Genomic DNA, 23,590 nt, shown 5'->3' with positions numbered 1-23,590 from the left:
ACTTGACAAGGCAGAGTGCATTCCAGCCAAATTTTCTTTGCTATGGAGGACGGAATCCTACATCAATCAAATTAAGAAAGAATCCAAAATTTACATATACTTATATATTAAACCTTTTTCCAGTAACTTAGACAATTTTGATGATTATTGAAGTTTTAATCATTATTTACAACTCGACGTTTTTTCAGATATTCCTTACCGTAATAAACGCCATAACAAAGAATTAAGAAAGGAATCATGTAGAAGAGAGCTGATCTTTGATTAGGGTCAAAGACAATTAAGACACAGGATAATAGACTCATGATAAAGGCAGCCCAAGGTACGATTGGATACCAAGGAGTTTTGAATTTTAATTCACTTAATTTGTGACCATCTTTAAGAAATTGTTTGCGGAAATTAATTTCAGACAAGGCGATTGCCATCCAGACGATAACTACTGCTAGACCAGAAATTGAAACTAAGACTAAATAAACCGTTGAGGCAGCGACAACACTCGAGACTAAGGCAAAAATTCCACCAATCATGCTCAAGCAAAGGGCCAGCATTGGAACATTGTGAGAATTGGTTTTGGCATATTTGATTGGAATCATCCCTTCGTTGGCTAGTGACCAGAGCATTCTCGTTGAAGCATACAATCCCGAATTAGCAGCGGACAAAATTGCTGTCAAAACAACGAAATTCATCAAATCTCCGGCAAATGGCAAACCAATACTATTGAAGACTAAAACGAATGGACTTTGACTAACACCTGCTTTTTGCCAAGGAATCAGAGCTGACATGACAACGATACTACCGATGAAGAAAATTACTAAGCGCAACAAAGTAGTGTGAATCGCTCTAGGAATATTTTTGCCAGGATCCTTAGTTTCACCAGCAGTGACACCAATTAATTCTGTTCCAGAAAAGGCAAAGTTTACTGTTAACATAGTTGTGAAGACGGCTTTGAAACCACGAGGGAATAATCCGTCTTTGACTAGATTCGAAAATAATGGGGCGTGAGTTGTCCCTTTGATTGGAATAATACCAAAGATAGCTAAGAAACCAACGACGATAAATAAGACAATGGCAATAACTTTGATACTAGAGAACCAAAATTCTGTTTCAGCGAAGAATTTGACTGAAAGAGCATTAGAAATAAAAATTACTGCCATAAATAAAGCACTCCACAGCCAAGTCAACCAATACAAAATTGCGACTGTAAAACCAGTTCCAGGGCCGATGTATCTGTCAGCGTAAACGTGAAATGATCCTGTTTCTGGCATAGCAACTGATAATTCACCTAAACAGAGCATGACTAAATAGACCACGATAGCACCAATTCCGTAAGCTAAAATAGTTCCAATCGGGCCTGCTTCGTGAATCGTATAACCGGAACTCAAAAACAGTCCAGTTCCAATGACACCACCAAGAGAAATCATAAACAGGTGACGCGACTCCATGTTTCTTTTAAGTTTTATATGAGTATTTTCTTTGTTTTCCAAGAGTAATCACCTTGTATAATAGTTTAAATTAGAATAAAATTAAAAAAGTTTAATTTTTATGATAGACTAGATGATTTTCAATATCAAGTTGAGAAAGGCCATGGAGGTATAAATATGAGTGATTTAATTGCAAAAAATTTAAAGAATAAAACCGGATTAGTCGTTGATGGGGCCATGGCTACAGAATTAGAAAAGCACGGCGTTAAAACAGATAGTGATTTGTGGTCTGCAACTGCCATGATTGAAAAGCCAGAAGCTATTACCGCGGTACATCAGAGTTACTTTGAAAAAGGTGCTGACTTTGCGACAACTAATACCTATCAAGCTAATGTGGGTAAGTTTATGGAATTAGGTTTGAGTGAGAATGACAGCAAGAATTTAATTATTCGAGCAGTTGATTTAGCCAAAAAAGCTCGAGACCAATATTTTGATTCATTGACTGAAACTGAACGGTTACACAGAATTTATCCTTTAGTTGTGGGTAGTGTCGGTCCTTACGGAGCTTATTTAGCTGATGGGAGTGAATATACCGGTGACTATAATCTGACCAAGAAAGAATACCAAGATTTTCATTATCAACGAATGGAATTACTAGACCAAGCTGGAGTGGATTTGTTTGCTTTCGAGACACAACCTAATTTTGATGAAACGGTAGCTTTGGTCAATTTGTTACAGAATAAATTTCCAGACCAACAAGCATGGTTGAGTTTTAGTGTTCAAGACAGTGAAACACTCTGTGATGGCACTTCTTTGTATGAAGCAGTGAAATACTTTGAAGAAGTTGACCAAATTTCTGCAATTGGGGTTAATTGTACGAATTTGGAAAATATACAAGATATTGTGCGTAATATTAATCAAGTAACGGATAAACCGATTATTGTCTATCCTAATAATGGCGATATTTATGATCCAGAAACAAAAACTTGGCAAAAAAATCCTCAAGCTGACACCTTCACTGACCTTGTGCCAGAGTGGATTGAAGCTGGAGCAAAATTGATTGGCGGTTGTTGTCGGACTACTCCTGAAGACATCAAACAAATCGCTGATTATTTAGTGTGATTTTTTTGGACACCATATATAGTGACAGTTACTCAAAAAAACACAAGATGTTCCATGTGAAACATTTATGTGCCAAATGGATGTAAAAATAAAAAAGAATCATCGCATTTTATTTATTCGATAAAATGCGATGATTCTTTTTGTGTACCAGATGGCTATTCATAATTTAGTATCAATCTATAAATGGGTTTTATCATGTAATTGATGATAGAGGTTAGTAAATCTACCGGAAAATGTTTTTTTTAATCGAGGTCTCAGTTATGAAAAAAATGAATAAGATTTTTTTATATGCATCAATGTTAATATTAACTTCAGGTATTGCGGCTGTTCCTACCGTGGCAAAAGCTGACATCAATTATGGTTTGACTAACGTTGGTACAGCCATTGTTACGACAAAGGATAGTGCCCAATTGTACAATGACAGTGGTCAACCACTAGGACGCTATTTACCAGCTGGTTCGGAATGGAAGACTAGTCTGGAAAATACTTTGACTAGTGGATCTTATTATGGCGTTGGTGCTCATGAATTTCTCAAGAGTTCAGACGTTGATTTTGAATCTTTGGATGGAAAAACGAGCTATTCAGAAGGACAAACTAGTGCTGTAAATTATGATGGCATCGAGGTAACTTCAGCAGCTGGAGCTCCATTGTACGATGAGAGTGGCAATCCTTTAAGTAGAAGTTTACCCGAAGGCAGTAATTGGAAAGTTGATTTACAAGATAACAATGCTAAAGGAACCTTTTATCGTGTTGCTACGGGTGAATATGTCAGTGCGGTAGATGTGCGTCCATATCAAAATTCACCAATTTATTCTGAAAGTGAGATTGTCACAACACCAAGTGGAACTCCAACACGTTTGTATGACGAAAATGGACAATTGATTGGTGATCGTGCGTTAGCTCCAAATACTAGTTGGTATACGGATGAATTTACCGATATTGGTGGTGTCGGTTATTATCGTGTAGCTACAAATGAATATGTAATAGCAACCGAAGTTAAATGAAAAGTTATAAATAAAAAAATGAGCTCTGTTGAAGTGTAAATTTACGCTCTAACAGTACTCATTTTTGTTTTAGTACCAACTTTTACTTTCTCATAGTCGTGACGATTAATAACAAAAGTTAAAATGTCATTTTCATCCGGAATACCCTTCGATTCGAGAGCATGATGGCCTCTCAATCCAGTAAAGGAAATATTGTAACTATCGTTTTCGTTAGGAATATGGGATAAATTGTGTAATTTAACTGAGATTTGATTATTTTGGAAGTCGATGTTTTTATTTTCGATTACGACACCGTTTATTTTGTGGGAAAAAATCATTTGGAAATCCTCCGTTTTTTCGATTAATTAATTGTTAAAGTAATAATAACTGAATTAATTGAATATAAAACAAATTTTGTTTGAATATTTTGCGAAGAAATCATCATAATATGTTTTAGTACTAAATTGGATTACAATAATATAGCAAAAAGTTACGGAGGGGATTATTATCGATAAGAAAGCCTTGCGCCAACAACAGATTCAAAAATTAAAGCAAAACCAAGCACAAACTAAAATTGAGGGTATCAAACTATTAAAACAATTAGTGGAATTGCCAGAGTGGAAAAATGCTAAATCGATTGCTACAACAGCTAGCAGTCCAATAGAAGTACCAACTGAACCAATCATTCAAGCCGCTCAAGGAGCTGGTAAGAAAGTTTATTTACCAAAAACAATGCCACACCGTCAAATGGCTTTTCTACCATTTACAAGTAGCGATGATTTGGTCGTTAGTAAATTTGGCATCCCAGAACCAGAATATAAGGAAGAGTTAGTTAACCAAGCACCGGATCTAGTCATTGTTCCGGGACTAGCTTTTGCTAAAGATTCCAATTATCGAGTTGGCTTTGGTGGCGGATATTACGATCGTTTCTTAGCAAAATACCCTGGTAAAACCGTAACTTTAGTTCCTTCAGTGATGCTTTTTGAAACAGCTGATTGGGAAATCGACGAATTTGATATTAAGATTCAAAGATTATTAACCGTTTAGATAAATTTAAATTATAGGAGGAAAAATATGTTTGCTAACTTAGCAAATGAAAGAACACAAGCTTATAAAGGCGTTAAAGTCGGTTTTTCATGGACAGAAATGTTCTTTGGCTTTTGGACTCCTGTGTTTCGTGGCGATTTCAAGTGGGCAAGTGTCTTAGTTTTGGCAGAAATTATTTTTGGTTCTTTCACTTGGGGTGGTGGAGCCTTTCTAGTTACGTTTATTTTTGCCTTTTTTTACAATCGTCTTTACGTTAAAGATATGGTCGCCAAGGCTATAAACCAGCTGATACTACTTCCTTTAATGTATTGAAGAATGCAGGTTATCTTTAAAAGGAAATCACTTAAATCAAAAATGGCATCTGTATTGGAATAGTTTTTCTATTCGGATACAGATGCCATTTGTTTTTCTTTGCTGTGGAGGACTTTATTCTCATAAACTAAAATTTTTGCTAAATAAGTGATAAATGTTAGAATAACCAATCAGGCTAGGAAAAATCATTGAACGATTTGCTTCTATTAACAAATACCATTAACATTGATGGTAGAAGTTTCTTATAAAACTAAAAAAAGCAGTTATATCAAGGATAATTCCTTAACATAACTGCTTAAGCGATAAATTTATGGGTGGTCGGGGGAAACGTAACCGCCTTGTTAAGAACGTTGTAATACCAATAGTTTCAAGCCTTATATGGATTGATTTTGATGTTGTGGTAATCCTTTTGGTAATCTAATTGGCTAAATAGTTAGCAAAGATATTAACAGCATCACGGCTCTGTTGTTCTGTGATGTGACTATAAACACCAAGAGTAACCTCTGGGGATGCGTGTCCCATTCTTAATTGAACGGTTGTAATTGGAACTCCAGCAGATAACAAAGCAGAAATATGAGAATGTCTAAAACCGTGGATCGTTATTGCTGGTTTTAAATCATTGTCTTTAATAATCTTTTTTAAACGTTTAGCGGGTGTATTTAGTGAATGGTACCCGTTTTTTTTATTGCAAAAAATTAATTGATGAGGGTTAAGGGTGTTATATCCCAAGTAAAGCATCTGTTTATGTTGTTCGTGATGCCATCTTTCAAGATATGATACAGTTCCATCATCCAAGGTAATTGTACGTTTACTATTTCTTGTCTTAGGTTGTTGTACAATCTGCTTGCCGTGTTCGCCTTGTGTAAGAGTTTTATCAATCCTTAGGGTTTTATCCTTGCTGCTGAAATCTTTCCACTCCAGGGCTAAAAGTTCACCACGTCGGCAACCTGTATACGCTAGTACACGAAACATTGTATAAATATCTAAGTCATTTTTTTGGTCAATACATCCCAGGAATTTGTTAAGTTGTTCCTTGCTCCAGAAATTGGGATGTGTTTCCTCGTATTGTCCCGTATTGTGTGGAAGTATTACATTCTTACATGGATTTTTGACCATATATTCCTGTTTTATAGCGTATTCCATCACGGAACTAGTATAATTAAACCAACGCTTGTAATTAGCTGTTGTGGATGTAAACCATTTGTTTACAGCAGTTTGAACATCCCTTGTTGTAATCGTATCTATCCATTTTTCACCAAAGGCGGGTAAAATGTGATTTTGAAACATTCCATCAGTTCGGTTCCAAGTGCTTTCACGTACGGTATTCTTGTATATTTCATACCAATCAAGATAAACATCCTTAAAACGGTGTTTATCTTTTTTTGTATTCAATTTATTTTGGTCGGCTAGTGATGCGTATTTGATACTTGCATGATTAGCTTCCTTTTTTGTTTCAAATCCACGGCGGGTTATGTATTTCTTTTTGCCAGTCTGTGGATCGTTACCAACGTACAATCTAAATTGCCATTTGGTACCGTTCTTAGTTTCATACTTGCCTAAATATGCCATTGTTTTGCTCCTTATCGCTGTTGGGGCAGGGATGGGAGTTTGGAGATTTAGTTTTGATAAATTAAATTTCCGTTGTCATATTCAAAACCAAAATTAAATTGACTTTGAATAGATAAAGGTTCGTTATTGCGCCACATGCAATTAAAATAACCGTTTTTTATCTTTTTAAAATCTTGCTTAGTAGAAACAAAATTTTCTAACAATATTTTGGTGGTAGCGGTTTGTACGTCACGTTTTTGTTTTTTAAAATCATTAAAAAATGTTTTTCCATCCATCACTTCTTTAAGCTCGGGTGATTTTTTTAGTGAGGGCTTTATTTTTTTGTATTCGTTTTTTGATAAAGCAGTTATGTTTACGGTATATATATTTTCTGTATCGGGACCGACATTATCCGCAGATATAAAAATAAAGATATGACGTTTTTTATTTCCAATTTTTTTAGTCATGTCAATGTATTCTTGATTCAAATTATCTTTATACCAAGTCATGTATTCTTTGTACTTATTTTCTCTAGGAGTAAACGTAATTAAATCGGAGATATCAATACCAAAGAAATCGCACAGCGTATCTATTGTATCTATACTGATTGCTTTAACATCGTTAGGAGCATTAACAATAGGTGTAATTGTTGATCTTGCAATGCCTGTGGAGTCGCTTAATTCGGATATATTTATATCATAGTCATCCATAATTTCTTTTAAATTTATTTTTATCATAATAAACTCTCCTATACTATCACATATAAAATGTATCATTTAATGTAATTTAATTCAATATAATGCAATCCATCTCAATTGGAGTTCAGTAACTACAAATCGATTGTATTTACTTTAATTGTATGATACATTTTGTGTGTAGCGAACTAGCTACATAAAAATGGGGTGAAAAAATGGAAAATGTAAGATATATGAATTACAAACAAACAAAAGAGTATTTGAATGTTAAAAGCTATGCAACAATACACAAGCTTATTGACCAAGGTTTACGGGTATCTGTTATAAATGGAGTAAAACGGTTTGATAGATTAGATGTTGATGAGTTTATGAATAGTAAAAAGATTGGGGATAAAAACTAATGTCAGTAGAAGTATTGTTATCAGACGAGCAAAAAACATCCCTGCAACAAGATATATTCAAGATGGTTAATGATTCACTTGAGCAAGCAAAAAAAGGGACAGGGATCAATAGTAAAGAATGGTTAAAAAAGTATGAAGCGTGTAATTATTTGGGCGTAGCAAATAATACGTTTGATCAATTTATTAAAAGAGGGCTACCAAGTCACACAATCAATAACAAAACTTTTTACAATCGTAAAGAAATTGATGATTTCATTCTAAAATTTTAAATAAATGCTGTTGGGGCAGGGATGAAAGACAATTTCACGGTCGAAAGTTCGACATTGAAATACGATACTTGGAAAGAGGTGCACAGAGTGAAGAAATTAGTATTTGTTAATAATGCGTTGATTAGTGCCAAGCCGTTTACAACAAGTGAGATTTTGGCCAAACAAATGCATATAAGTGAAGAAACAGTAATGCATAGAATTACTCAATATAAAGATAGATTGGAGCACTTCGGCAAAATTGAGTTTTCGTCGATTATAGACGGAAACCCCAAGGGTGGTAGACCTAAAAAGATAGTTCAATTAACAGAACCACAAGCCACCTTGTTAATTACATTCTTTAAAAATACAAAGGTTGTTGCTGACTTTAAGGAAGAGTTAGTAAAACAGTTTTATGACATGAAACGGGAACTTACAAAGCGTGAAGTGTATAAGGAATTAGAAAAGCCCGTGCGTCGTTCCTTAACGGATACCATCAAAGAATGGGAGTACAGCAATCAATGGAGTTACAAGGCTATCACTGATTTGATTTGTAAGACTATTACAGGCAAAAGTACCAAGCAATTAAAGAAAGCACGTAAAATTGATAATCCTGCAGTTGCCACGGATATTTATACATCTGACGAGCTAGCAGAATATCAGAAACTAGAAACGAAAGTAATTACATTAATTGATTTAGGGATGACGTACAAGGATATTAAAGCTGTTTTAAGTGGTCAGCCTCTAAACATCGAACTAAAAGCAAAAAAGAGCGTAAAAAAAGACTTGCTTTCCCGTCCAAAGTTAAGCAAGCCCAGCAAATAACAAATTGTTTTGCGCTCCCATTATATCAAACTGAGGGAGTTTTATAAATTATGATAAAGAACATTGATCCATATGAAGTTGAAGAAATTGGTTACCATCTAAATTTGATTAAGAATTTAGTTAATGTGACACAAGATAGTTTTGATACGATTGCCACAAGTGCAGTGAAATATCAAAATGGCGAGTGTAATGCTGATGAGTTAGCAAATGATTGTGTCATAACATCCCAAAAGATAGACACGTTATTGACTGTATTATTTGATAAGTCATCAGATGCCGAAAGTGACATATATGCGATAGTTAATAAATCAATTCATACCAGCGAGGAAAGTAAGGAGGTGTAATCATGGCAAGACCTGAAAAACAGGGGCTTGATTATTTCCCCTTTCCGGTAGATTTCTTTGACAATGAAGTAATAGACGGTATTTCTGGAGCTTTTGGAAAAGATGGCGAGATGGTGGCTATTAAGTTACTATGTGCTATCTATCGCAAAGGCTATTATCTGGAGTGGAACGATCTCACACAATCTCAGTTATCCAAAAAGGTGCAGATTAGCAAAGAGGATGTAAATGTTATTGTTGGTAAATTGATTGAGTGGAATTACTTTGATAAATCGTTGTATGAATCGTATAAGATTTTAACTAGTGAAGATATTCAAGATACATTTTTTATAGCCACAAAACGAAGAAAAAAGATGGGTAAATTGCCTTTTTTAGTTAATGCATACAATAACACTAGTTCAGAGGGAGTTAATGTATACAATAACCCCCCTTCAAGAGGAGTTAATGACGACATTAGTACACAAAGTAAAGTAAAGAAAAGTAAATTAAATAATAATAATAGTCCTATAACTCAAAATAGTGCGGATTTCCCGACAACGGATAAAAAGAGTAAAGATGATTTCAAAAGCGTGATTGATCTGTATAAAAGAAAGATTGATTACAACCCTAAATACAAGGATAAAAATGTGTTAGAGAAAAAGTTTAATAGGTTAGTTGATGGTGGAACATCTTACTTAGAGGCTACTAACATAGTTAAGATGGCTATTAATATATCTGCTAAGTATCAAGCTAAGAACATCAATTACATAGCTACTATATTGGATAACTGGGATAAGAAAGAATTGTATAGCTTGTCTGATGTTATGAACTATGTAGAGCCTAAGAAGAAAGATAAGCCTAAGTTCGAACATATTCACTTTGATGAGGATAATGCACTATTTTAATGGCATCGCTATTAGCTATGTTATGGCACAGCCATATAAGAGGGATGGCACTGCTATGACACAGCCATATAAATATGATGGCACTGTTATAGCAAAGCCATAGCACCCCTAGTAATAAATATATCTGAGTGAACGTTTTGTTATGTCAGCATAATGGGGGTGTAGTGATGGAGAAATGGAAAGCGGCACGTAAGGACTACGTACAAGGAATGAAATACAAGGATATTGCTACCAAGTACAGTGTTTCAATCAATACAGTGAAATCATGGAAAAAACGTCACTGGTCAAATGATGCACCTATTTCAAAAAAGTATGCATACAAAACAAAAAGAGGTGCATCTAAGGTAATCAATGATTTAGATGCAAATAAGGAACTAACCGACAAGCAAAAGTTATTTTGTCTTTACTATATTCAAAGATACAACGCCACATGGGCATATCAGCAAGCATATGGGGGAAGTTATAACACTGCAAAGGTGGAAGGTAGCAGAACCCTCGCTAAACCTAACATTAGAAAGCAGTTGGCCAAGCTGCAGGCAAGTCAATCCAATGATTTATATTTTGATGCTGTTGATGCCATGGGAGAATTAGCAAAATTGGCGTTCTCTAGCATTGGGGATGTGATAGAATTTAAGTCCGTTAAACATATGAAATGGGTCAAGATTAGGGATGAAAAAGGGCAATATGAGGATAACAGGGGTAATTATCGTTTAGATCCCATGGTTGATGTAGATACTGGGAAACAGGCGTACTACTATGAGAACATCATTAGATTGCGTAGCAGTGATGAAATTGATGCTTCTAGCATTAAATCGATTAGGATTGATAAAGGTAATGCTATTGTTGAAATGTACGATAAACAGAAAGCACTCGGTATTTTATTGAAATATTTGAACAAGTTTACTAGCACGGCAGAACAAGGCAATACTGTCATTGTTGATGATATTGACAAATAATCGCTTCAAAAGAAGATGTAATCAAGTTTTTGAGATATGGCTCTATATCAAGCATTACAGCGGGTAAAGTGGGGGTGTTAGATAGACACTCCCTTAACTCAGCTTAATAATTAGCTCAGTAAATCTTTACACCAAAATTGGTGAAAAGGTGGCAAAACGCTACCTCTTAAACTGTTGCCCCAAAAAGGCCGACAGCTCAGAGTGGGAGGATAACAAAACACTACCTCCTAAACAGTCAAATCTATAGCCATTCGACACAATAGTCGAAAAAGGACGTTCTAATTTGGGACATCCCATTAATTAAGGATAAGGTGTCATTAAAACAGTACCTCCCTAATTTGAATCTAGGTGTATCTGAGAATATAACCTTATTTAGCGCCACATTCGGCGCCACTTTCGGAGAAAAGATGCAGAAAACCTGTAGAAAAAGAATTGATATAGCGGCGTTTACTTGATAATTATGCAGAAAAGATGTAGAAAAATGCAGCAAGTTAGATAATCTAATGCATCGGATTGGTGCATCAGTTGCGGTACTGAAATGGTACTTTTGAATTACTTTCATCGAGTAAAGGGGTAACAAAACGTTACCTCCCTAAGTTGAACATAGGTACAGCTGAGAATTAAGCTCTATTTAGAACGTTGCCACTTTTGGCAACTCTATTGGATCTAACAAGCTTGCGTAAAAATGCGCAGGCTATAAATTTGAACCTGTGTCGGTAAAGTAACGGGTCAGCCGAAAAGTCGGCTCACTTAAGTGGTTGGACAATGTAATACAGCGGAGAAGTCCGCTCAATAAACCTTTATGCCAAAAGTGGCAGAATCGTGCCCACATATGGGCTTGTAGTATATTGCCTTGTTACCTCCATAAGTGGGTGCACGCTGTTACTCTTTTTTGAGTAATACTGTAGAGAATTGCCACGGTATAAATTGATTCCTTGAATTAGGTAATCTAATGATGTTAGGATAATCATCTGTAGGATAAAAAAAGACCGCTAGTTATTGAACTAACAGCCTTTACCGCCCCAACAGTATATTATATTTTTGGTAATCTGTGGTAATCTATTTGGTAATCTACCTATGAAATTCAATGAAATGATATGAAATCAAGGTAATAAAAAAACCGATAATATCAAGGTTTTGAAGCCCTTTACTATCGGTTAAACGTTATATAATGGGTGGTCGGGGGTTTGAGCCCAACAATCCAATAAACTCAATAATATCAGTTGTTTCAAGGCTTCTAACGGTGTCATATTTATTGTTGACTACCAAATTGACTACCATAAGTCTAAAAATCTAAAAAGTTGACCAGTTTATTAACTGCCTCTTTATCCTGCTGCTTAGTAACGTGAGTATAAATATTCAAAGTAGTTTGTGCGTCCTCATGTCCTAAACGCTCTTGCACTTCTTTGATAGTTGCTCCCGCTGAAAACAAAGCACTTGCATGACTGTGTCTAAAACCGTGTATGCTGATGTGTGGGAGTATCACGTTATCATCTTTCATACGATTAGTAATTAGATCAAGCCATTTTTTAGGGGTATTCAAAGACTTAAATGTATTCTTGGTTGTAGCAAAAAGTAATTGATCAGATTTATTAGCATTAAAACCAAGCATAAACAATTTTTGTTTTTGTTCTAGCTGCCACTTTTTAAGATATAATAGGGTTGTATAATCTAAAGAGATGATACGGGTTCCCTTTTTAGTCTTAGTGGCTTGTATAATCTGTTTACCCTTAGCACCTTGCGTTAATGTTTTGTTGACGTTCAAGGTGCTATTTTTTGTGTCTATATCATCCCACGTAAGTGCTAGACATTCGCCACGTCTTATACCTGTAAAGGCAAGTAAGCGAAACAATGTATATCGTTCTAACTCTTTAGTAGGGTCCATATAACTAAAAAATGTCTTTAATTGTGACTTATCCCAGAAATTAGGTGCCTTTTTACCTGCTGTAGCATGTTTTTTTGGCATGATGACACGCTTAGTAGGATTATCGGTTATATATTGCTGTCTTATCGCATATTCAAAAACAGATTGAACATAGTTAAACCAACGTTTATAGTTTCTTGATGTGGTTTTAAACCACCTGTTAAGGGATGTTTGACATTGAGCAGTTGTAATTGTCCTAATGCGATAACGGCCTAGGGCGGGGAGTATATGATTATTGAACATCCCTGCTGTTCTAGCCCATGTACTCTCACGTACTGTATTGATGTAACTCTTGTACCATTCGTGATAAACGTCTTCAAAGGTCTTATTACATACTTGAACGGTGTTTAAACCTTGCGTAGCCTCATACTCAATTCTTTTTAATTCATTTCTCGCATTTCTCTCATTGGTAAATCCACGGCGTGTTGTACGTCTTGGGCTACCAGTTTGAGGATCAATACCTAAATAAGCACGAAACATATAGGCGGTTGTACCGTCTTTTTTTGTATACTTTTGTATCTTAGTCATTATTACTTCTCCTAACGCTGGCGGGCGATTTAGGAGTTATTTAATAATGTATTTATCGTTTTGGATAATAAGAATTTTAGTTACATCAATCCAATTAAACTTTATTGATAATGTGATTTTATCTTTTTTGATAGATTTTAATAGTTCTTGTAATTTCATTTCCTTAAATTTCATTTTCTTATTTTCCTCTAAAAGTTTTTCAGCGTAAATATTTTTTATATATTCACTATTTAATATATTTTCTATCGCAACAATAAATTTTTTAGTTATATCATTTTGAAATCCAACAGGCAATTTATTGAAAATTTGTAAAAACTCGTCCTCGAGATATTCAGTATAAACGTCCAAATATAAGTCGTGTTTTTTATTCCTTACCTCATTTTCATTGTCAAAATCGGAATCTTTAAAAGTAATATCATAAAAATAGCTAAATTCTTTTCGTTTTTGCTTAGTTTTAACAACAATTCTTGCTTCATTATTATCAAATAAGGGCTCTACATTAATTCTTAATGGAGAGTATTCAAAAAAATCTTTTGGTGCAACACCGAGATAGTTACATAGAATATCGATAGTATCAGTAGAAATGTTGGCGCTGACATTATTACTAATATTGGATATTGAATTTCTCGACAAACCAGTGTCTTCTACTACTTCCTTTATTGATAATTGTCTTTCAGCAAGTAAAACATTCAATTTATTAGCAATCATTTTATAAACCTCTTTTTTCAATCATGATTATATCATTTAGCAAATGGTAATTACAATGTGCATTTGAATATTGATATAGTTATTAACTGGTGGTATTATAATTGTGCAAGTAATTGTTTAAATGTGTATATAACCATTTAGGAGGATAAAAATGAATAATTTATCAGCAATCTTAGGAAGAAGACTATTAACGATTGGGAACGTCGCTGATGGTACAGGATTGAATAGAAATACAATTTCATCTATATATCACAGAAAAACTAATAATATTAATCTAAAAACATTAATTAGAATATGTGATTATTTGCAAATTCCATTGAGCGAATTAATTGAATACATCCCCGATAAAAATAAATAAAGATGTAATAAAAGGAGGCATAACAATGACGCAAGGCATAACCGTAATGCTCAATGAGCATGATTCTGACGAGTTACGTAAACAAGTCTATTCAATCATCACGGATGAGATAGAACGTGCTAGACGGGACACAGCTATCGACAAGCAGTACTTAAAACGCAAGGACGTTATAAAGTGGACTGGTGTATCAGGGTCGACGGTTGATAAGTGGAACATCCCCGTTCACAAAATAGACGGTATAACTTTATATAGCAAAAAGGATATTCAAAAATTTATCGAATTGCACTAAAAATAAATAGCTGGCGGGCGTTTAGGCTTAAACGATAAAAAAATATTAAAGCGGTGTGAACAAGATGTTCGTTAAAGGTGAAGATTTCTTGGGTGTAGTTACAACTACGCCCCAAAACAGATACGGTGGAACTCAAGAATTGCAGTTTTCAGGGGGGTATGAGACCTCAAAAAGATAGTCTTATATGATTGATATAACAACGTTTTATGAGATTAGATCGTGTAACATAATTGGAAACTATTGCAATTTTAAAATAACCATATAAAAGAGAGGTGGATTAAATGAGCAAGTTAGTATTTGTTAACAGTGCATTAGTCAATGAAGTGCCATATACGACAAGTAATATTATTGCTAGACAAATGAAACTTAATGAAAGAACAGTAATGCACAGAATTAATCAATATAAAGATAGATTGGAACATTTTGGCAATATTGAGTTTTGTACGATTATAGACCAAAACTCCCAAGGTGGTAGACCTAAGAAAGTAGCGCATTTAAATGAGCAACAAGCCACTCTACTTATTACATTCTTTAAAAACACAAAAACGGTTGCTGACTTCAAAGAAGAATTAGTTAAGCAATTCTATGATATGGAACATGAACTAACTAGACGACAAGTATATAAAGACTTAGAAAAACCAGTAAGACGCTCATTAACTGACGCAATAAAAGAATGGCCAAACAATAATAAGTGGAGTTACAAGCTGTTTACTGACTTGATATGTAAGGCTGTTACAGGGATGAATACCAAGCAACTAAAACAGTCACGTAAGGTAAACAAAAACGCCACTGGTACAGAAATATACACCAGTGACGAATTAGCAAAGTACCAACAGATAGAAACAAAGATTATTACTTTGATTGATCTAGGGATGACTTATGAAGATATTAAAGCAGTCATCAATAATCAAACTGTAACCATCAAATTAGTAAAAAAGGACGTAAAAAAAGACTTACTACCCTCTCAAAAGTAAGTAAGTCAAACTATTAACAATAGATTTTTTACGTCCTAATTATAACAATATTAGGAGATTTTATAAATGGAAAATAATTTAAATATCAAAGCCACAATTTCAGGTCTACAGTTTATCGTTGATAAATTGAGCTCTCGTAAGCGTCCTAGCAAGGGAGATATAGAAATACTAGAGGTTGCCAAAGCTCACTTAGAGACCCTCAAACAATCACAGGTCAAGCAAACTATTAACAGTATGCCTGCATATACTCACATCAAGGAGGCAATTAAATAATGGATGTAGTTTTGTTAGGCAAACCAATTTTAAATAAAGATTACATGAGCAAGTTGAAAAGCATTGATATGTGTTCATTTACCACATATGCACTAATTGCTAATAAAGTCCTTAACATGAAATTACCTTATGATGATGAGTACATACCTAAAAATGGTGAAGTTTTATACGATTGCTTGTTAAAACTCGAATCATTAAAACTTATCAAGTTGAAATGGGATGAATGATATGAATAGTTATTTCTCTCACGATTCCAATGCTAGAAATTCAGATAAATTACTACCTGTAAGTAAGAATGAAGTACGGTGCTGAGGGTTACGGAATATATTTCATGCTTTTAGAACGTCTTAGAGATGAACCTACCTACATGAGTATCAAAGATTACAATACACTAGCCTTTGATCTTCGTGTTGACGCTCAAAAGATTAAATCTGTCATAGAAGACTTCGGGTTATTTTCCTTTACCGATGATGGTAAGTGTTTCTACTCCGAAGGATTCATGAAAAGAATGGAAATAAAAGATTCTAAAACTAAAGCACGCTCTAAAGCAGGTAAAAAAGGCGCTGAAAAACGATGGAATGAACAAAAAAATAGCAATGCTATAGCAAAGCCATTAAATAAAGATAGCAAAGCTATAACAATGCCATACCAAAACGATGGCAAGGAAAGTAAAGTAAAGGAAACTAAAGTAAATAAAAGTAAAGTAAATCATCATCAAGAGATTCAAGAGAAGAACGACGAGCCTGTGGCTCCGTCTGTTCAAAATTCAAAATCGCACGATGATGACGACTTTAGAAACTTACTAACCTACTACCAACAAAATATAGGTGTAACTAATCCTGTGGTTGTTCAGCAATTACAAGAATCAGTAAATGACTTTACAGAACGTAAGACATCCCTCAAGGAATCATACGACATTGTGAGGTTTGCTATTGAATTGACAGCTAAGAACAACGTACATAACTGGAACTATGTAAATAAAATATTGCTTAATTGGCAATCTAATAACCTGTTTACGTTATCTAATATCAAAGCTAATCAAAAAGAGCGTAGCAAGCAACACAGCTCTGATGATGAAAACCCGTGGGATAAGAAATATAAAGACCAAGAAGAAAAAGGATTTTGGGGGTAAGATATGCAAAACTTAAATAGTTTTCTTGATAAAAAGATGATTGAGCATTTAAGAAAAAAAGGTGTTCATATTGACCCTACTACCGTTGAGCAAGACCGTGATAAACGTCAACATGAGGCCGAAATAAAAGCCACACAAGCATATCTGCACCAGAATAATTTAGATATATTTAAGAGCTCCCTAATTGGCAATACAGAAAGTCTTGAACAGACCTTTGATGACTTTAACGTTATGAATGACAAACAAAATGCAGATCTTGAGCAAGCTATCAATATAGCTAATAGAATAGCTAACGGAGAACGTCATAAGTTTGTATTTTATGGCAAGCCTGGTACTGGTAAAACAATGTTGTCCATTAGCATATTAAACAAGTTGAAAAATAAATATAGTTGCTTATTCGTTGATATAGCTATGTTTATTGAGCTCACAAAGAGGTTTAATGATGAACGAGCAAAGTTGCAAGTAAACAGCCTGTATAAGGCTATGAGCAACGCTGATGTACTTGTGATTGACGACTTAGGTTCTGAAAGTAGCTTACAAAGATCAGCTAAAGAATCAAGCGACTATAATCAAAAAATATTATTCAATATTGCTCAATGTAGGGATGGCAAGACAACAATTATCACAACGAATAATAGTGGTGTTAACTTCAAAAAGATATACAATCCTAAACTCATTAGTAAACTCATGAATACCGATAAGAGCAACATAATTCATTTTGATAGCGAAGACTACCGTAGACATATTAACTAGTCTTCAGAATAGGAATGCGTGTTACATGATGAGATATACTAAGAACTTTGAAGCAAGAAATAGTTCAATGCTTCTAAAAAAGATTAAAGAATGGGCATCGAAAAACAATGTCAAAGTTATCACAGTTAGTTCAGGTGGACATGATGTTGACAAGGTTACTGCAACGGTAATTTACGAAACATGTAAATTGTCTTTTTGGAATAAATTAAAAAGGAGATTTTATAAACAATAAAAAAAAGCCACTCACATGTGTTAAAGTGCTCCATAATTGTTAGACAAGAAATCTAACAGTTATGGAGCACTTTTTCTATGGTCAAATATAGTTCAGAATTAAAAGCAGAAGTCGTTAGTGAATATCTTCAAGGTGACATTAGTATCAGTCTTCTTTCAAAGAAACGTAACTTGCCTCGAATACAAGTAGGTAGATGGATACAAAACTTTCGTTTGAGCGGCGCAGACGCTCTTAAGCGAAGAAGAGTTAAACGAAGTTTCTCAGTTGAGTTTAAAGTTGATGTGATAAACTACTATCAAACTTATGATGAAACTTTAGCCGAAGTATCCGCAAAATTTGATGTTAATTCTTGTCAAATCAGTCTTTGGAGGACAGACTTCAATCAGTATGGTATAGAAGCCTTGAAGCCTCATCTGAAAGGCAGAAAAACCAAAGTGAAACATAATAAGAAGAAATTACGTAAGTTAGTAAACAAGAACGAAATCGATCAACTTCGTGAAGAATTGACGAAAAAGAATCAAGAATTATATGATGCAAAATTGGAGAACGAAATCTTAAAAAAATCAATGACCCTGTTCGGAACCTCAAAGGACGAAAGAAAACACAAATAGTTGATCAGATCAGGGTCGAACAAGAGTCTCTTCCGAAATCTAACCGGTATAAAGTCGGCGATATTCTTAAGACCATTGGACTTAAGAAAGCGACTTATCATGATGAACGTAAACGTATCAAAAATTATGTAGATAAGTATGAAGATGTAAAAGTAGAGATACTAAAAATTGCCGAAAGCGGAAGATATCGCGGACGTCTAACCTACGGTTATCGTCGCGTTCAAGAAGAGCTCATTAAATTAGATATCCATCTATCAGACGCCGTAGTGCGTCGTTTGATGGATGAATTAAATGTTCAAGTAAGCCTTTATAACCGCCACAGAAATGGTAGATATTCATCTTATAAAGGTACAGTGGGAAAAGTGGCCCGTAACGTTCTACATCAGCATTTTAATGAAACCGTACCTTTCAAAGTATTACATACCGATGTTACACAAGTACACTTGGCCGATACTAAGTGGGCTTACGTTTCAGCTATTACTGACGAAGCAAGCAAGGAAGTTTTAGCATTTCAAGTAAGTAATAGTCCTAACAGTAAACTAATTATGGATACACTCGATGAACTCACAGAAAATATTCCGGAAGGAATAAAACCAATAATTCATTCAGATCAAGGTTGGCATTATCAATTGAATTATTATACCGATAAACTCTCTGAAAAGAAATTTATACAAAGCATGTCTCGTAAGGGAAACTGTCTTGATAATGCGCCAATTGAAAGCTTCTTTCATCTTCTTAAAACAGAATGTCTTAATGGATTTCCACAGTGTAAAGATATTGGAGAATTCAAGGAAATCACAAAGAATTACGTCGATTGGTTTAACAATCGACGAATATCACAGAAAACAAAAGGCATGACTCCCTGCGAATACAGGGAACATGCCTTAGCAGTTTAAAAATGGATGAACCGACAAACGGTATTGATCCCGGTACAACTCAAAAAATTCATCAATTGATTTTAGAATTAAAACATTTCGGTACTACCGTTTTTCTAACTACACACAATATGAATGAGGCTGCTAAACTTTGTGATCGAGTAGCACTTCTAAACAATGGAAAGATTGCTGAAATAGGATCTCCACAAGCCTTAAGTTTGAAGTACAACAAAAAAATCCAATACAAAATTCTTTTAAAAAATAATACCGCACTGAAATTAACTGATTCCGATGAAACACGGCAGAAGATCAATTGGTGGATGGAAAACGGTGAACTACAGACTATTCATTCCTGCGAGCCAACTTTAGAAGACGTTTTTTAGAAGTGACGGGGAGAAAACTAAAATGAATATATCAATGCGAAAAATAAACGCAATTTTTATCTTGAGATTACAACTAATTTTGAAAAACTTTTCATTACTCATAGCACCATTGATGGCAATCGGATACGTTATCGCTTTTAAAAATTTTTTCCCATCTAATTTACCCTCTCTCAGAACCCTAACTTTAAATATGGGGATTATCCTAAACATAACAATGGGCGGAATCATGTTTGGCTCTTATCCGATTGCTGAAGAAAAAGAACATCACACTCTAAGAGTTTTAATGACTTCATCAGTCAATGCTACTGAATATTTCATCGGTAGTTTGTTGCCTTCACTTTTAATTCTTACTTTAGTAAGCATTATTCTCGTGCCCTTAAGCGGTACCCCTTGGCAACAAATATCTATTATTAATTATTTAGTTATCACTATTATATGCACTATCATCAGTATCCTAGTAGGCTTCACAGTTGGTATTTTCTCCCATAATCAAACCAGTGCTGGTGTTTTAAGTTTATTACCTACCGTTATTTTTACTTTCATTCCTATGTTTAAGGGCTTTAACAAGACTATTTCCGTTATATCCGATTTTCTATACTCAGGAGTAATCGCCAAATTTATTAATCAGAATTTACTAAAGCATAGATTCACTTGGAATTTATTTGACGTTGGTCTTTTGATAGTCTGGTTAATCATTTTTTCTATTGTTCTAATTTATGCTTACAGATATAAACATTTCGATTAGTCTGGAAGGATTCATTATGTTAATAGATTACGGTGAAATTTTAAAGACATCTGGTTTTTCCAATCAAGAATTATCCAATCGACTAGGTATTTCTATCGCTAAAGTTGAATTAATTGAGAACAAGCAATTTTACCCTAATGAATCCTTGGCTCAAAAAATTATCCAATTTTCTAAACAAAAGGTCAATTTGACCCCACCAGTAGTAGCCGACGATTTTCAATTCGGTCAACCAATCAAATTAAGACGAGTAATATTTTCTATTATCTTCATTATTTTTGTTAGTTTTCTATTCACGGGCTTTGGCTATCAACCTTTCTGGGTATTTTTATTAGTACTATTAATCGGCCTATTCGTAACATTGCCTAGTTGTTTTAACGATTATTGGTTAATTAATAGGGATGGTCTCAAAATAAATGCATTCAGTTCTTCCAGCACTACTAAACTTACTCAACTGCTCCACATAATTCCCCTCACTCAACGAACAATTTCATATCAAGATATCGATCATATTAACGTTATTTATCGTACAAGACCCCGTACTGGTCCATTCGACATCAATCCAGATATTCTTCAATTAATTTGTACCCTGAAAAATAATCAAGAATTATCCATAAATCTCAATGTATCTCTCGAAAAAAATCTTCTAACTTTGATTAGAGTATTCACTTATCAAGGTGTCGACGTATATGATCAACAAAGAGTTCTTCTCGCCTTAACTAAAAAGGAGAATCTCTTTCAAAAATTCAATCCAAAATTCTCCTAAAAAAGAGTTCACTATAGAATCATACATAGTGAACTCTTTTAAAATTTAATCTACCAAAATTAATTTTTGAATCTTAACATCATAGTCTTCAATTTCCCAATCAGCTGTAGCAAAACGCATTGCTGAAGGTACTAAGGCTACTGTAGAACCAGAATATTGAGCCAAGAAACGGTCATAATAACCGCCACCGAAACCTACTCGATAATTTGAATCTTCTGCAAAAGCTAATCCGGGAACAATCACTAAATCTGGTTCCTGATTAACCAACGTTTCATCATATGCCGGTTCAGGAATTCCAAACTTACTAGTAATCAAATCTTCACGACTGTTAAATGGTAAAAAGGCCATTTGGCGATGTGGCATTATCTTAGGTAAATAAACTTTTTTACCTTCTTTACGAGCTGCTTCCACAATAATTGGTGTTGATACCTCAATTGGACTGCTGACAGTCGTCGCAATACTTTTAGCATTTTGCCATTCAGTTGTTGCCATCAACTTCTGCAATAACTTAGCACCTTCAACCTTAGTCTTAGCCTGATTGGCTTTTAATTTCTGAATTTGTTGTTGTCTCAAGGCTTTTTTATCTATGATAAATCCCTCCCAGTCTTCAATTCTTGCTTTATAAGTTTACATTTATCGTTGGTAAAAAGGAACTAACTTAATCTGTTTATTCTTCATCTTCCGAAACAGTGGGCCCGATTACCAAAGTCTCTGCTAAAAGAATCTCATTGTAAAGTTCGAAAACATAGTTCTGATACTTTATTTCACTTTGCGAAATCATATCTAAATACTCTCGCTCTTGTACGAAAGCATTCATAAAGGCACGCATTTCCAATTCCTTTTCTGCTCCAGTAAACTCTGGATGGCGCACGACATCAACCCAGGCTTTGACAAAAGCTCTGGTTCTCGTGCGCTGTTTTTGTGCCATCAAGTCAAAGATAACTGACTTTTTAACATTATCGGGTAAATACATTTTATTAACTGAATCAATAGCTCGATGGACCATCTCTACTCTAATTTTGTCGACTTCTTTTTCTGCATCATCATCTGTTACGTCTTTCTTCAATAAGAAACGAAAGGCAATCGTCGGTACTATTAAACTCAAGATGATAAGAACACTTTCACCTAAAGCAAAGATCCACGACGACTTATTGTTAAAATCTAATCGTAAGCGACCATAAAGATATCGGGCCAAAACGTTAACCAAATAAAGTGTTAAACCAATCATGATCCAAGTCAACGAGGCATTTGTAAACTTCTCCTCAGAAATGATCTTAGTAAACATATATCCTAAAATTACGAAAAACGTACTATTAAAAATTTCAGTGATCATTGAAACTAAATCGAATCCTAAATGAACCTGGGGAGCATTGATCAAACGGCTTCTTTGTGCTTCAGCATTGTGAACTAAACCAGCACAAACTACGGCAATGATTCCCGAAACATGAATTTCTTCGGCTGCGTAATACAAAACAAATGGTGTCAGAATATAGATCAAACTCTGTGCATTCAGAGAATTATACGAACTTCTTAAAAGAATCTGTCGAAACAAAACCATGATCCACGCTGCCGAAAAGCTAAACAGAACACCACCTCCGGCCGAAATAAAAAAGTCCCCCAAGGTTTCACCATAATTAATGTAACCATTGATGTACCAAAGAATTGCCATATTAAGGAGAATAATTCCGGAAGCATCATTGAATAACGATTCCATTTTTAAAAAGGTTCCTTCATTTTTGGGCATCTTCAATCCGTTCGTGACCGACTCCATTGCCGTAGCATCAGTTGGCGTACTAATAGCAGCCAAAATAAAAGCTAGAGGCAAACTGACTCCGGCAATTTCCCAAACACCAAAGCCAGCCAAAATCATACAAATAACGACCAAAAAAACAGTTGTCTGAATAATGTGTTTCAATTCTTTCCCAACTGCATTCAATCGCGTTACCTGACCCTCAAAGAATAACAATGGTGCAACAATCAAACCAATAAAAATATCAGAATTAAAAGTCATTACGTTCTTACCCATGATAGGAATAAAGAAAATCAGGGCACCAATGATCATACTGATATAATTGACCGATATTTTCGAAAAAACTTGAGCCAAAAAGATACTAACAACCGATGCCAATATCAAAATAAATGTCGAAACCATTAAACTCATAAAATCTTCCCCTTAATGTTTCCAATTAATCAAATTAAATATAGCACATGGTAGATTGTAAAATTAATCCGAACGCTGTTCGGACAAAAAAGATCAGCTTCCTT

30 protein-coding genes and 1 pseudogene are annotated in these 23,590 nt (G+C 34.6%); 23 read left to right on the top strand and 8 right to left on the bottom strand.

The window, feature by feature from the left end; all coding sequences use genetic code 11:
- Positions 1–155: 155 nt before the first annotated feature.
- Positions 156–1,439, bottom strand: a complete 1,284-nt coding sequence (locus tag FC88_RS05775) for an amino acid permease (protein WP_057813699.1) — start codon at positions 1,437–1,439, stop codon at positions 156–158.
- A 156-nt stretch (positions 1,440–1,595) separates the two neighbouring features.
- Between FC88_RS05775 and mmuM the strand changes: the two genes are divergently transcribed.
- A complete protein-coding gene (gene mmuM, locus FC88_RS05770) occupies positions 1,596–2,540 on the top strand; it encodes a homocysteine S-methyltransferase (RefSeq protein WP_057813697.1) in 945 nt (314 codons plus the stop codon).
- Between the two features lie 260 nt (positions 2,541–2,800).
- Positions 2,801–3,544, top strand: coding sequence for an SLAP domain-containing protein (locus tag FC88_RS05765; RefSeq protein ID WP_057813695.1), 744 nt, complete (start codon positions 2,801–2,803; stop codon positions 3,542–3,544).
- Positions 3,545–3,585: 41 nt separating this feature from the next.
- Here the strand turns inward: FC88_RS05765 and FC88_RS05760 are convergent, their stop codons facing one another.
- A complete protein-coding gene (locus FC88_RS05760; RefSeq protein WP_057813692.1) occupies positions 3,586–3,861 on the bottom strand; it encodes a hypothetical protein in 276 nt (91 codons plus the stop codon).
- 166 nt (positions 3,862–4,027) lie between these two features.
- On the opposite strand from FC88_RS05760, the gene FC88_RS05755 reads away from it, so the two are divergent.
- Positions 4,028–4,570 (top strand): 5-formyltetrahydrofolate cyclo-ligase, encoded by a 543-nt coding sequence (locus FC88_RS05755; protein WP_412030881.1) that lies wholly within the window; start codon positions 4,028–4,030, stop codon positions 4,568–4,570.
- A gap of 27 nt (positions 4,571–4,597) precedes the next feature.
- Positions 4,598–4,882: a hypothetical protein gene (locus FC88_RS05750; RefSeq protein WP_083484571.1), complete on the top strand. Its 285-nt coding sequence runs from the start codon at positions 4,598–4,600 to the stop codon at positions 4,880–4,882.
- A gap of 417 nt (positions 4,883–5,299) precedes the next feature.
- On the opposite strand, the gene FC88_RS05745 is transcribed toward FC88_RS05750, so the two are convergent.
- The gene (locus tag FC88_RS05745; RefSeq protein WP_057813688.1) at positions 5,300–6,451 is read right to left on the bottom strand and encodes a site-specific integrase; all 1,152 of its coding nucleotides are present in this window, start codon (positions 6,449–6,451) and stop codon (positions 5,300–5,302) included.
- 47 nt (positions 6,452–6,498) lie between these two features.
- Positions 6,499–7,167 carry a helix-turn-helix domain-containing protein gene (locus tag FC88_RS05740; protein WP_057813686.1) on the bottom strand — a complete coding sequence of 223 codons (669 nt, stop codon included), beginning with the start codon at positions 7,165–7,167 and terminating at the stop codon, positions 6,499–6,501.
- Positions 7,168–7,340: 173 nt separating this feature from the next.
- Between FC88_RS05740 and FC88_RS05735 the strand changes: the two genes are divergently transcribed.
- The 6 genes from FC88_RS05735 to FC88_RS05710 all read left to right on the top strand — a co-directional run bounded on the left by FC88_RS05735 (position 7,341) and on the right by FC88_RS05710 (position 10,777).
- Positions 7,341–7,526, top strand: a complete 186-nt coding sequence (locus tag FC88_RS05735; RefSeq protein WP_057813684.1) for a MerR family transcriptional regulator — start codon at positions 7,341–7,343, stop codon at positions 7,524–7,526.
- On the top strand, positions 7,526–7,795 hold the full coding sequence (locus FC88_RS05730; protein ID WP_057813682.1) for a helix-turn-helix domain-containing protein: 270 nt from the start codon (positions 7,526–7,528) through the stop codon (positions 7,793–7,795). The genes FC88_RS05735 and FC88_RS05730 overlap by 1 nt, the downstream gene beginning before the upstream one ends.
- Positions 7,796–7,882: 87 nt before the next feature.
- Complete coding sequence (locus tag FC88_RS05725) at positions 7,883–8,596, top strand: Rha family transcriptional regulator (RefSeq protein WP_162256530.1); 714 nt, start codon at positions 7,883–7,885, stop codon at positions 8,594–8,596.
- A gap of 50 nt (positions 8,597–8,646) precedes the next feature.
- A complete protein-coding gene (locus FC88_RS05720) occupies positions 8,647–8,940 on the top strand; it encodes a hypothetical protein (RefSeq protein ID WP_057813678.1) in 294 nt (97 codons plus the stop codon).
- A gap of 2 nt (positions 8,941–8,942) precedes the next feature.
- Complete coding sequence (locus tag FC88_RS05715) at positions 8,943–9,821, top strand: Lin1244/Lin1753 domain-containing protein (protein WP_057813676.1); 879 nt, start codon at positions 8,943–8,945, stop codon at positions 9,819–9,821.
- A 167-nt stretch (positions 9,822–9,988) separates the two neighbouring features.
- Positions 9,989–10,777: a terminase small subunit gene (locus tag FC88_RS05710; protein WP_057813674.1), complete on the top strand. Its 789-nt coding sequence runs from the start codon at positions 9,989–9,991 to the stop codon at positions 10,775–10,777.
- A gap of 1,285 nt (positions 10,778–12,062) precedes the next feature.
- On the opposite strand, the gene FC88_RS05705 is transcribed toward FC88_RS05710, so the two are convergent.
- Both FC88_RS05705 and FC88_RS05700 read right to left on the bottom strand, forming a co-directional pair.
- A complete protein-coding gene (locus FC88_RS05705) occupies positions 12,063–13,229 on the bottom strand; it encodes a tyrosine-type recombinase/integrase (RefSeq protein WP_057813672.1) in 1,167 nt (388 codons plus the stop codon).
- Between the two features lie 36 nt (positions 13,230–13,265).
- The gene (locus tag FC88_RS05700) at positions 13,266–13,937 is read right to left on the bottom strand and encodes a helix-turn-helix domain-containing protein (protein ID WP_057813670.1); all 672 of its coding nucleotides are present in this window, start codon (positions 13,935–13,937) and stop codon (positions 13,266–13,268) included.
- A 151-nt stretch (positions 13,938–14,088) separates the two neighbouring features.
- Between FC88_RS05700 and FC88_RS05695 the strand changes: the two genes are divergently transcribed.
- The 13 genes and pseudogenes from FC88_RS05695 to FC88_RS05630 all read left to right on the top strand — a co-directional run bounded on the left by FC88_RS05695 (position 14,089) and on the right by FC88_RS05630 (position 21,325).
- Positions 14,089–14,295 carry a helix-turn-helix domain-containing protein gene (locus FC88_RS05695; RefSeq protein ID WP_057813668.1) on the top strand — a complete coding sequence of 69 codons (207 nt, stop codon included), beginning with the start codon at positions 14,089–14,091 and terminating at the stop codon, positions 14,293–14,295.
- A 25-nt stretch (positions 14,296–14,320) separates the two neighbouring features.
- A complete protein-coding gene (locus tag FC88_RS05690) occupies positions 14,321–14,584 on the top strand; it encodes a hypothetical protein (protein WP_057813665.1) in 264 nt (87 codons plus the stop codon).
- 281 nt (positions 14,585–14,865) lie between these two features.
- Complete coding sequence (locus FC88_RS05685) at positions 14,866–15,558, top strand: Rha family transcriptional regulator (RefSeq protein ID WP_057813663.1); 693 nt, start codon at positions 14,866–14,868, stop codon at positions 15,556–15,558.
- 66 nt (positions 15,559–15,624) lie between these two features.
- On the top strand, positions 15,625–15,831 hold the full coding sequence (locus FC88_RS05680; protein WP_057813661.1) for a hypothetical protein: 207 nt from the start codon (positions 15,625–15,627) through the stop codon (positions 15,829–15,831).
- The gene (locus FC88_RS05675) at positions 15,831–16,058 is read left to right on the top strand and encodes a hypothetical protein (protein WP_057813660.1); all 228 of its coding nucleotides are present in this window, start codon (positions 15,831–15,833) and stop codon (positions 16,056–16,058) included. Before FC88_RS05680 ends, FC88_RS05675 begins: the two co-directional genes overlap by 1 nt.
- 68 nt (positions 16,059–16,126) lie before the next feature.
- Positions 16,127–16,963, top strand: a complete 837-nt coding sequence (locus tag FC88_RS05670; RefSeq protein ID WP_083484569.1) for a DnaD domain protein — start codon at positions 16,127–16,129, stop codon at positions 16,961–16,963.
- Between the two features lie 3 nt (positions 16,964–16,966).
- Positions 16,967–17,716 carry an AAA family ATPase gene (locus tag FC88_RS05665; RefSeq protein ID WP_057813656.1) on the top strand — a complete coding sequence of 250 codons (750 nt, stop codon included), beginning with the start codon at positions 16,967–16,969 and terminating at the stop codon, positions 17,714–17,716.
- 25 nt (positions 17,717–17,741) lie between these two features.
- Positions 17,742–17,948 carry a hypothetical protein gene (locus FC88_RS05660; RefSeq protein ID WP_057813654.1) on the top strand — a complete coding sequence of 69 codons (207 nt, stop codon included), beginning with the start codon at positions 17,742–17,744 and terminating at the stop codon, positions 17,946–17,948.
- Between the two features lie 77 nt (positions 17,949–18,025).
- Positions 18,026–18,559, top strand: a complete 534-nt coding sequence (locus FC88_RS05655; RefSeq protein ID WP_057813652.1) for a helix-turn-helix domain-containing protein — start codon at positions 18,026–18,028, stop codon at positions 18,557–18,559.
- Positions 18,487–19,455, top strand: a complete 969-nt coding sequence (locus FC88_RS05650; protein WP_338025249.1) for an IS3 family transposase — start codon at positions 18,487–18,489, stop codon at positions 19,453–19,455. Before FC88_RS05655 ends, FC88_RS05650 begins: the two co-directional genes overlap by 73 nt.
- A pseudogene (locus FC88_RS05645) lies at positions 19,452–19,843 on the top strand (AAA family ATPase); the annotation flags it as partial. The gene FC88_RS05650 and the pseudogene FC88_RS05645, both read left to right, overlap by 4 nt.
- 8 nt (positions 19,844–19,851) lie before the next feature.
- Positions 19,852–20,562: an ABC transporter permease gene (locus tag FC88_RS05635; protein WP_162256529.1), complete on the top strand. Its 711-nt coding sequence runs from the start codon at positions 19,852–19,854 to the stop codon at positions 20,560–20,562.
- Positions 20,563–20,578: 16 nt separating this feature from the next.
- Positions 20,579–21,325, top strand: coding sequence for a helix-turn-helix domain-containing protein (locus tag FC88_RS05630; RefSeq protein ID WP_057813643.1), 747 nt, complete (start codon positions 20,579–20,581; stop codon positions 21,323–21,325).
- Positions 21,326–21,370: 45 nt separating this feature from the next.
- Here FC88_RS05630 and FC88_RS05625 read toward each other — a convergent pair whose 3' ends face one another.
- Together FC88_RS05625 and FC88_RS05620 are read right to left on the bottom strand one after the other, a co-directional pair.
- Positions 21,371–21,898 (bottom strand): 5-formyltetrahydrofolate cyclo-ligase, encoded by a 528-nt coding sequence (locus tag FC88_RS05625; RefSeq protein WP_149029878.1) that lies wholly within the window; start codon positions 21,896–21,898, stop codon positions 21,371–21,373.
- Between the two features lie 94 nt (positions 21,899–21,992).
- Positions 21,993–23,486, bottom strand: a complete 1,494-nt coding sequence (locus FC88_RS05620) for a cation:proton antiporter (RefSeq protein WP_057813639.1) — start codon at positions 23,484–23,486, stop codon at positions 21,993–21,995.
- Positions 23,487–23,590 lie beyond the last annotated feature (104 nt).

This window comes from Companilactobacillus futsaii JCM 17355 (assembly GCF_001435505.1).
GTDB lineage: Bacteria > Bacillota > Bacilli > Lactobacillales > Lactobacillaceae > Companilactobacillus > Companilactobacillus futsaii.
This window is presented reverse-complemented; position numbering and strand designations above follow the sequence as displayed.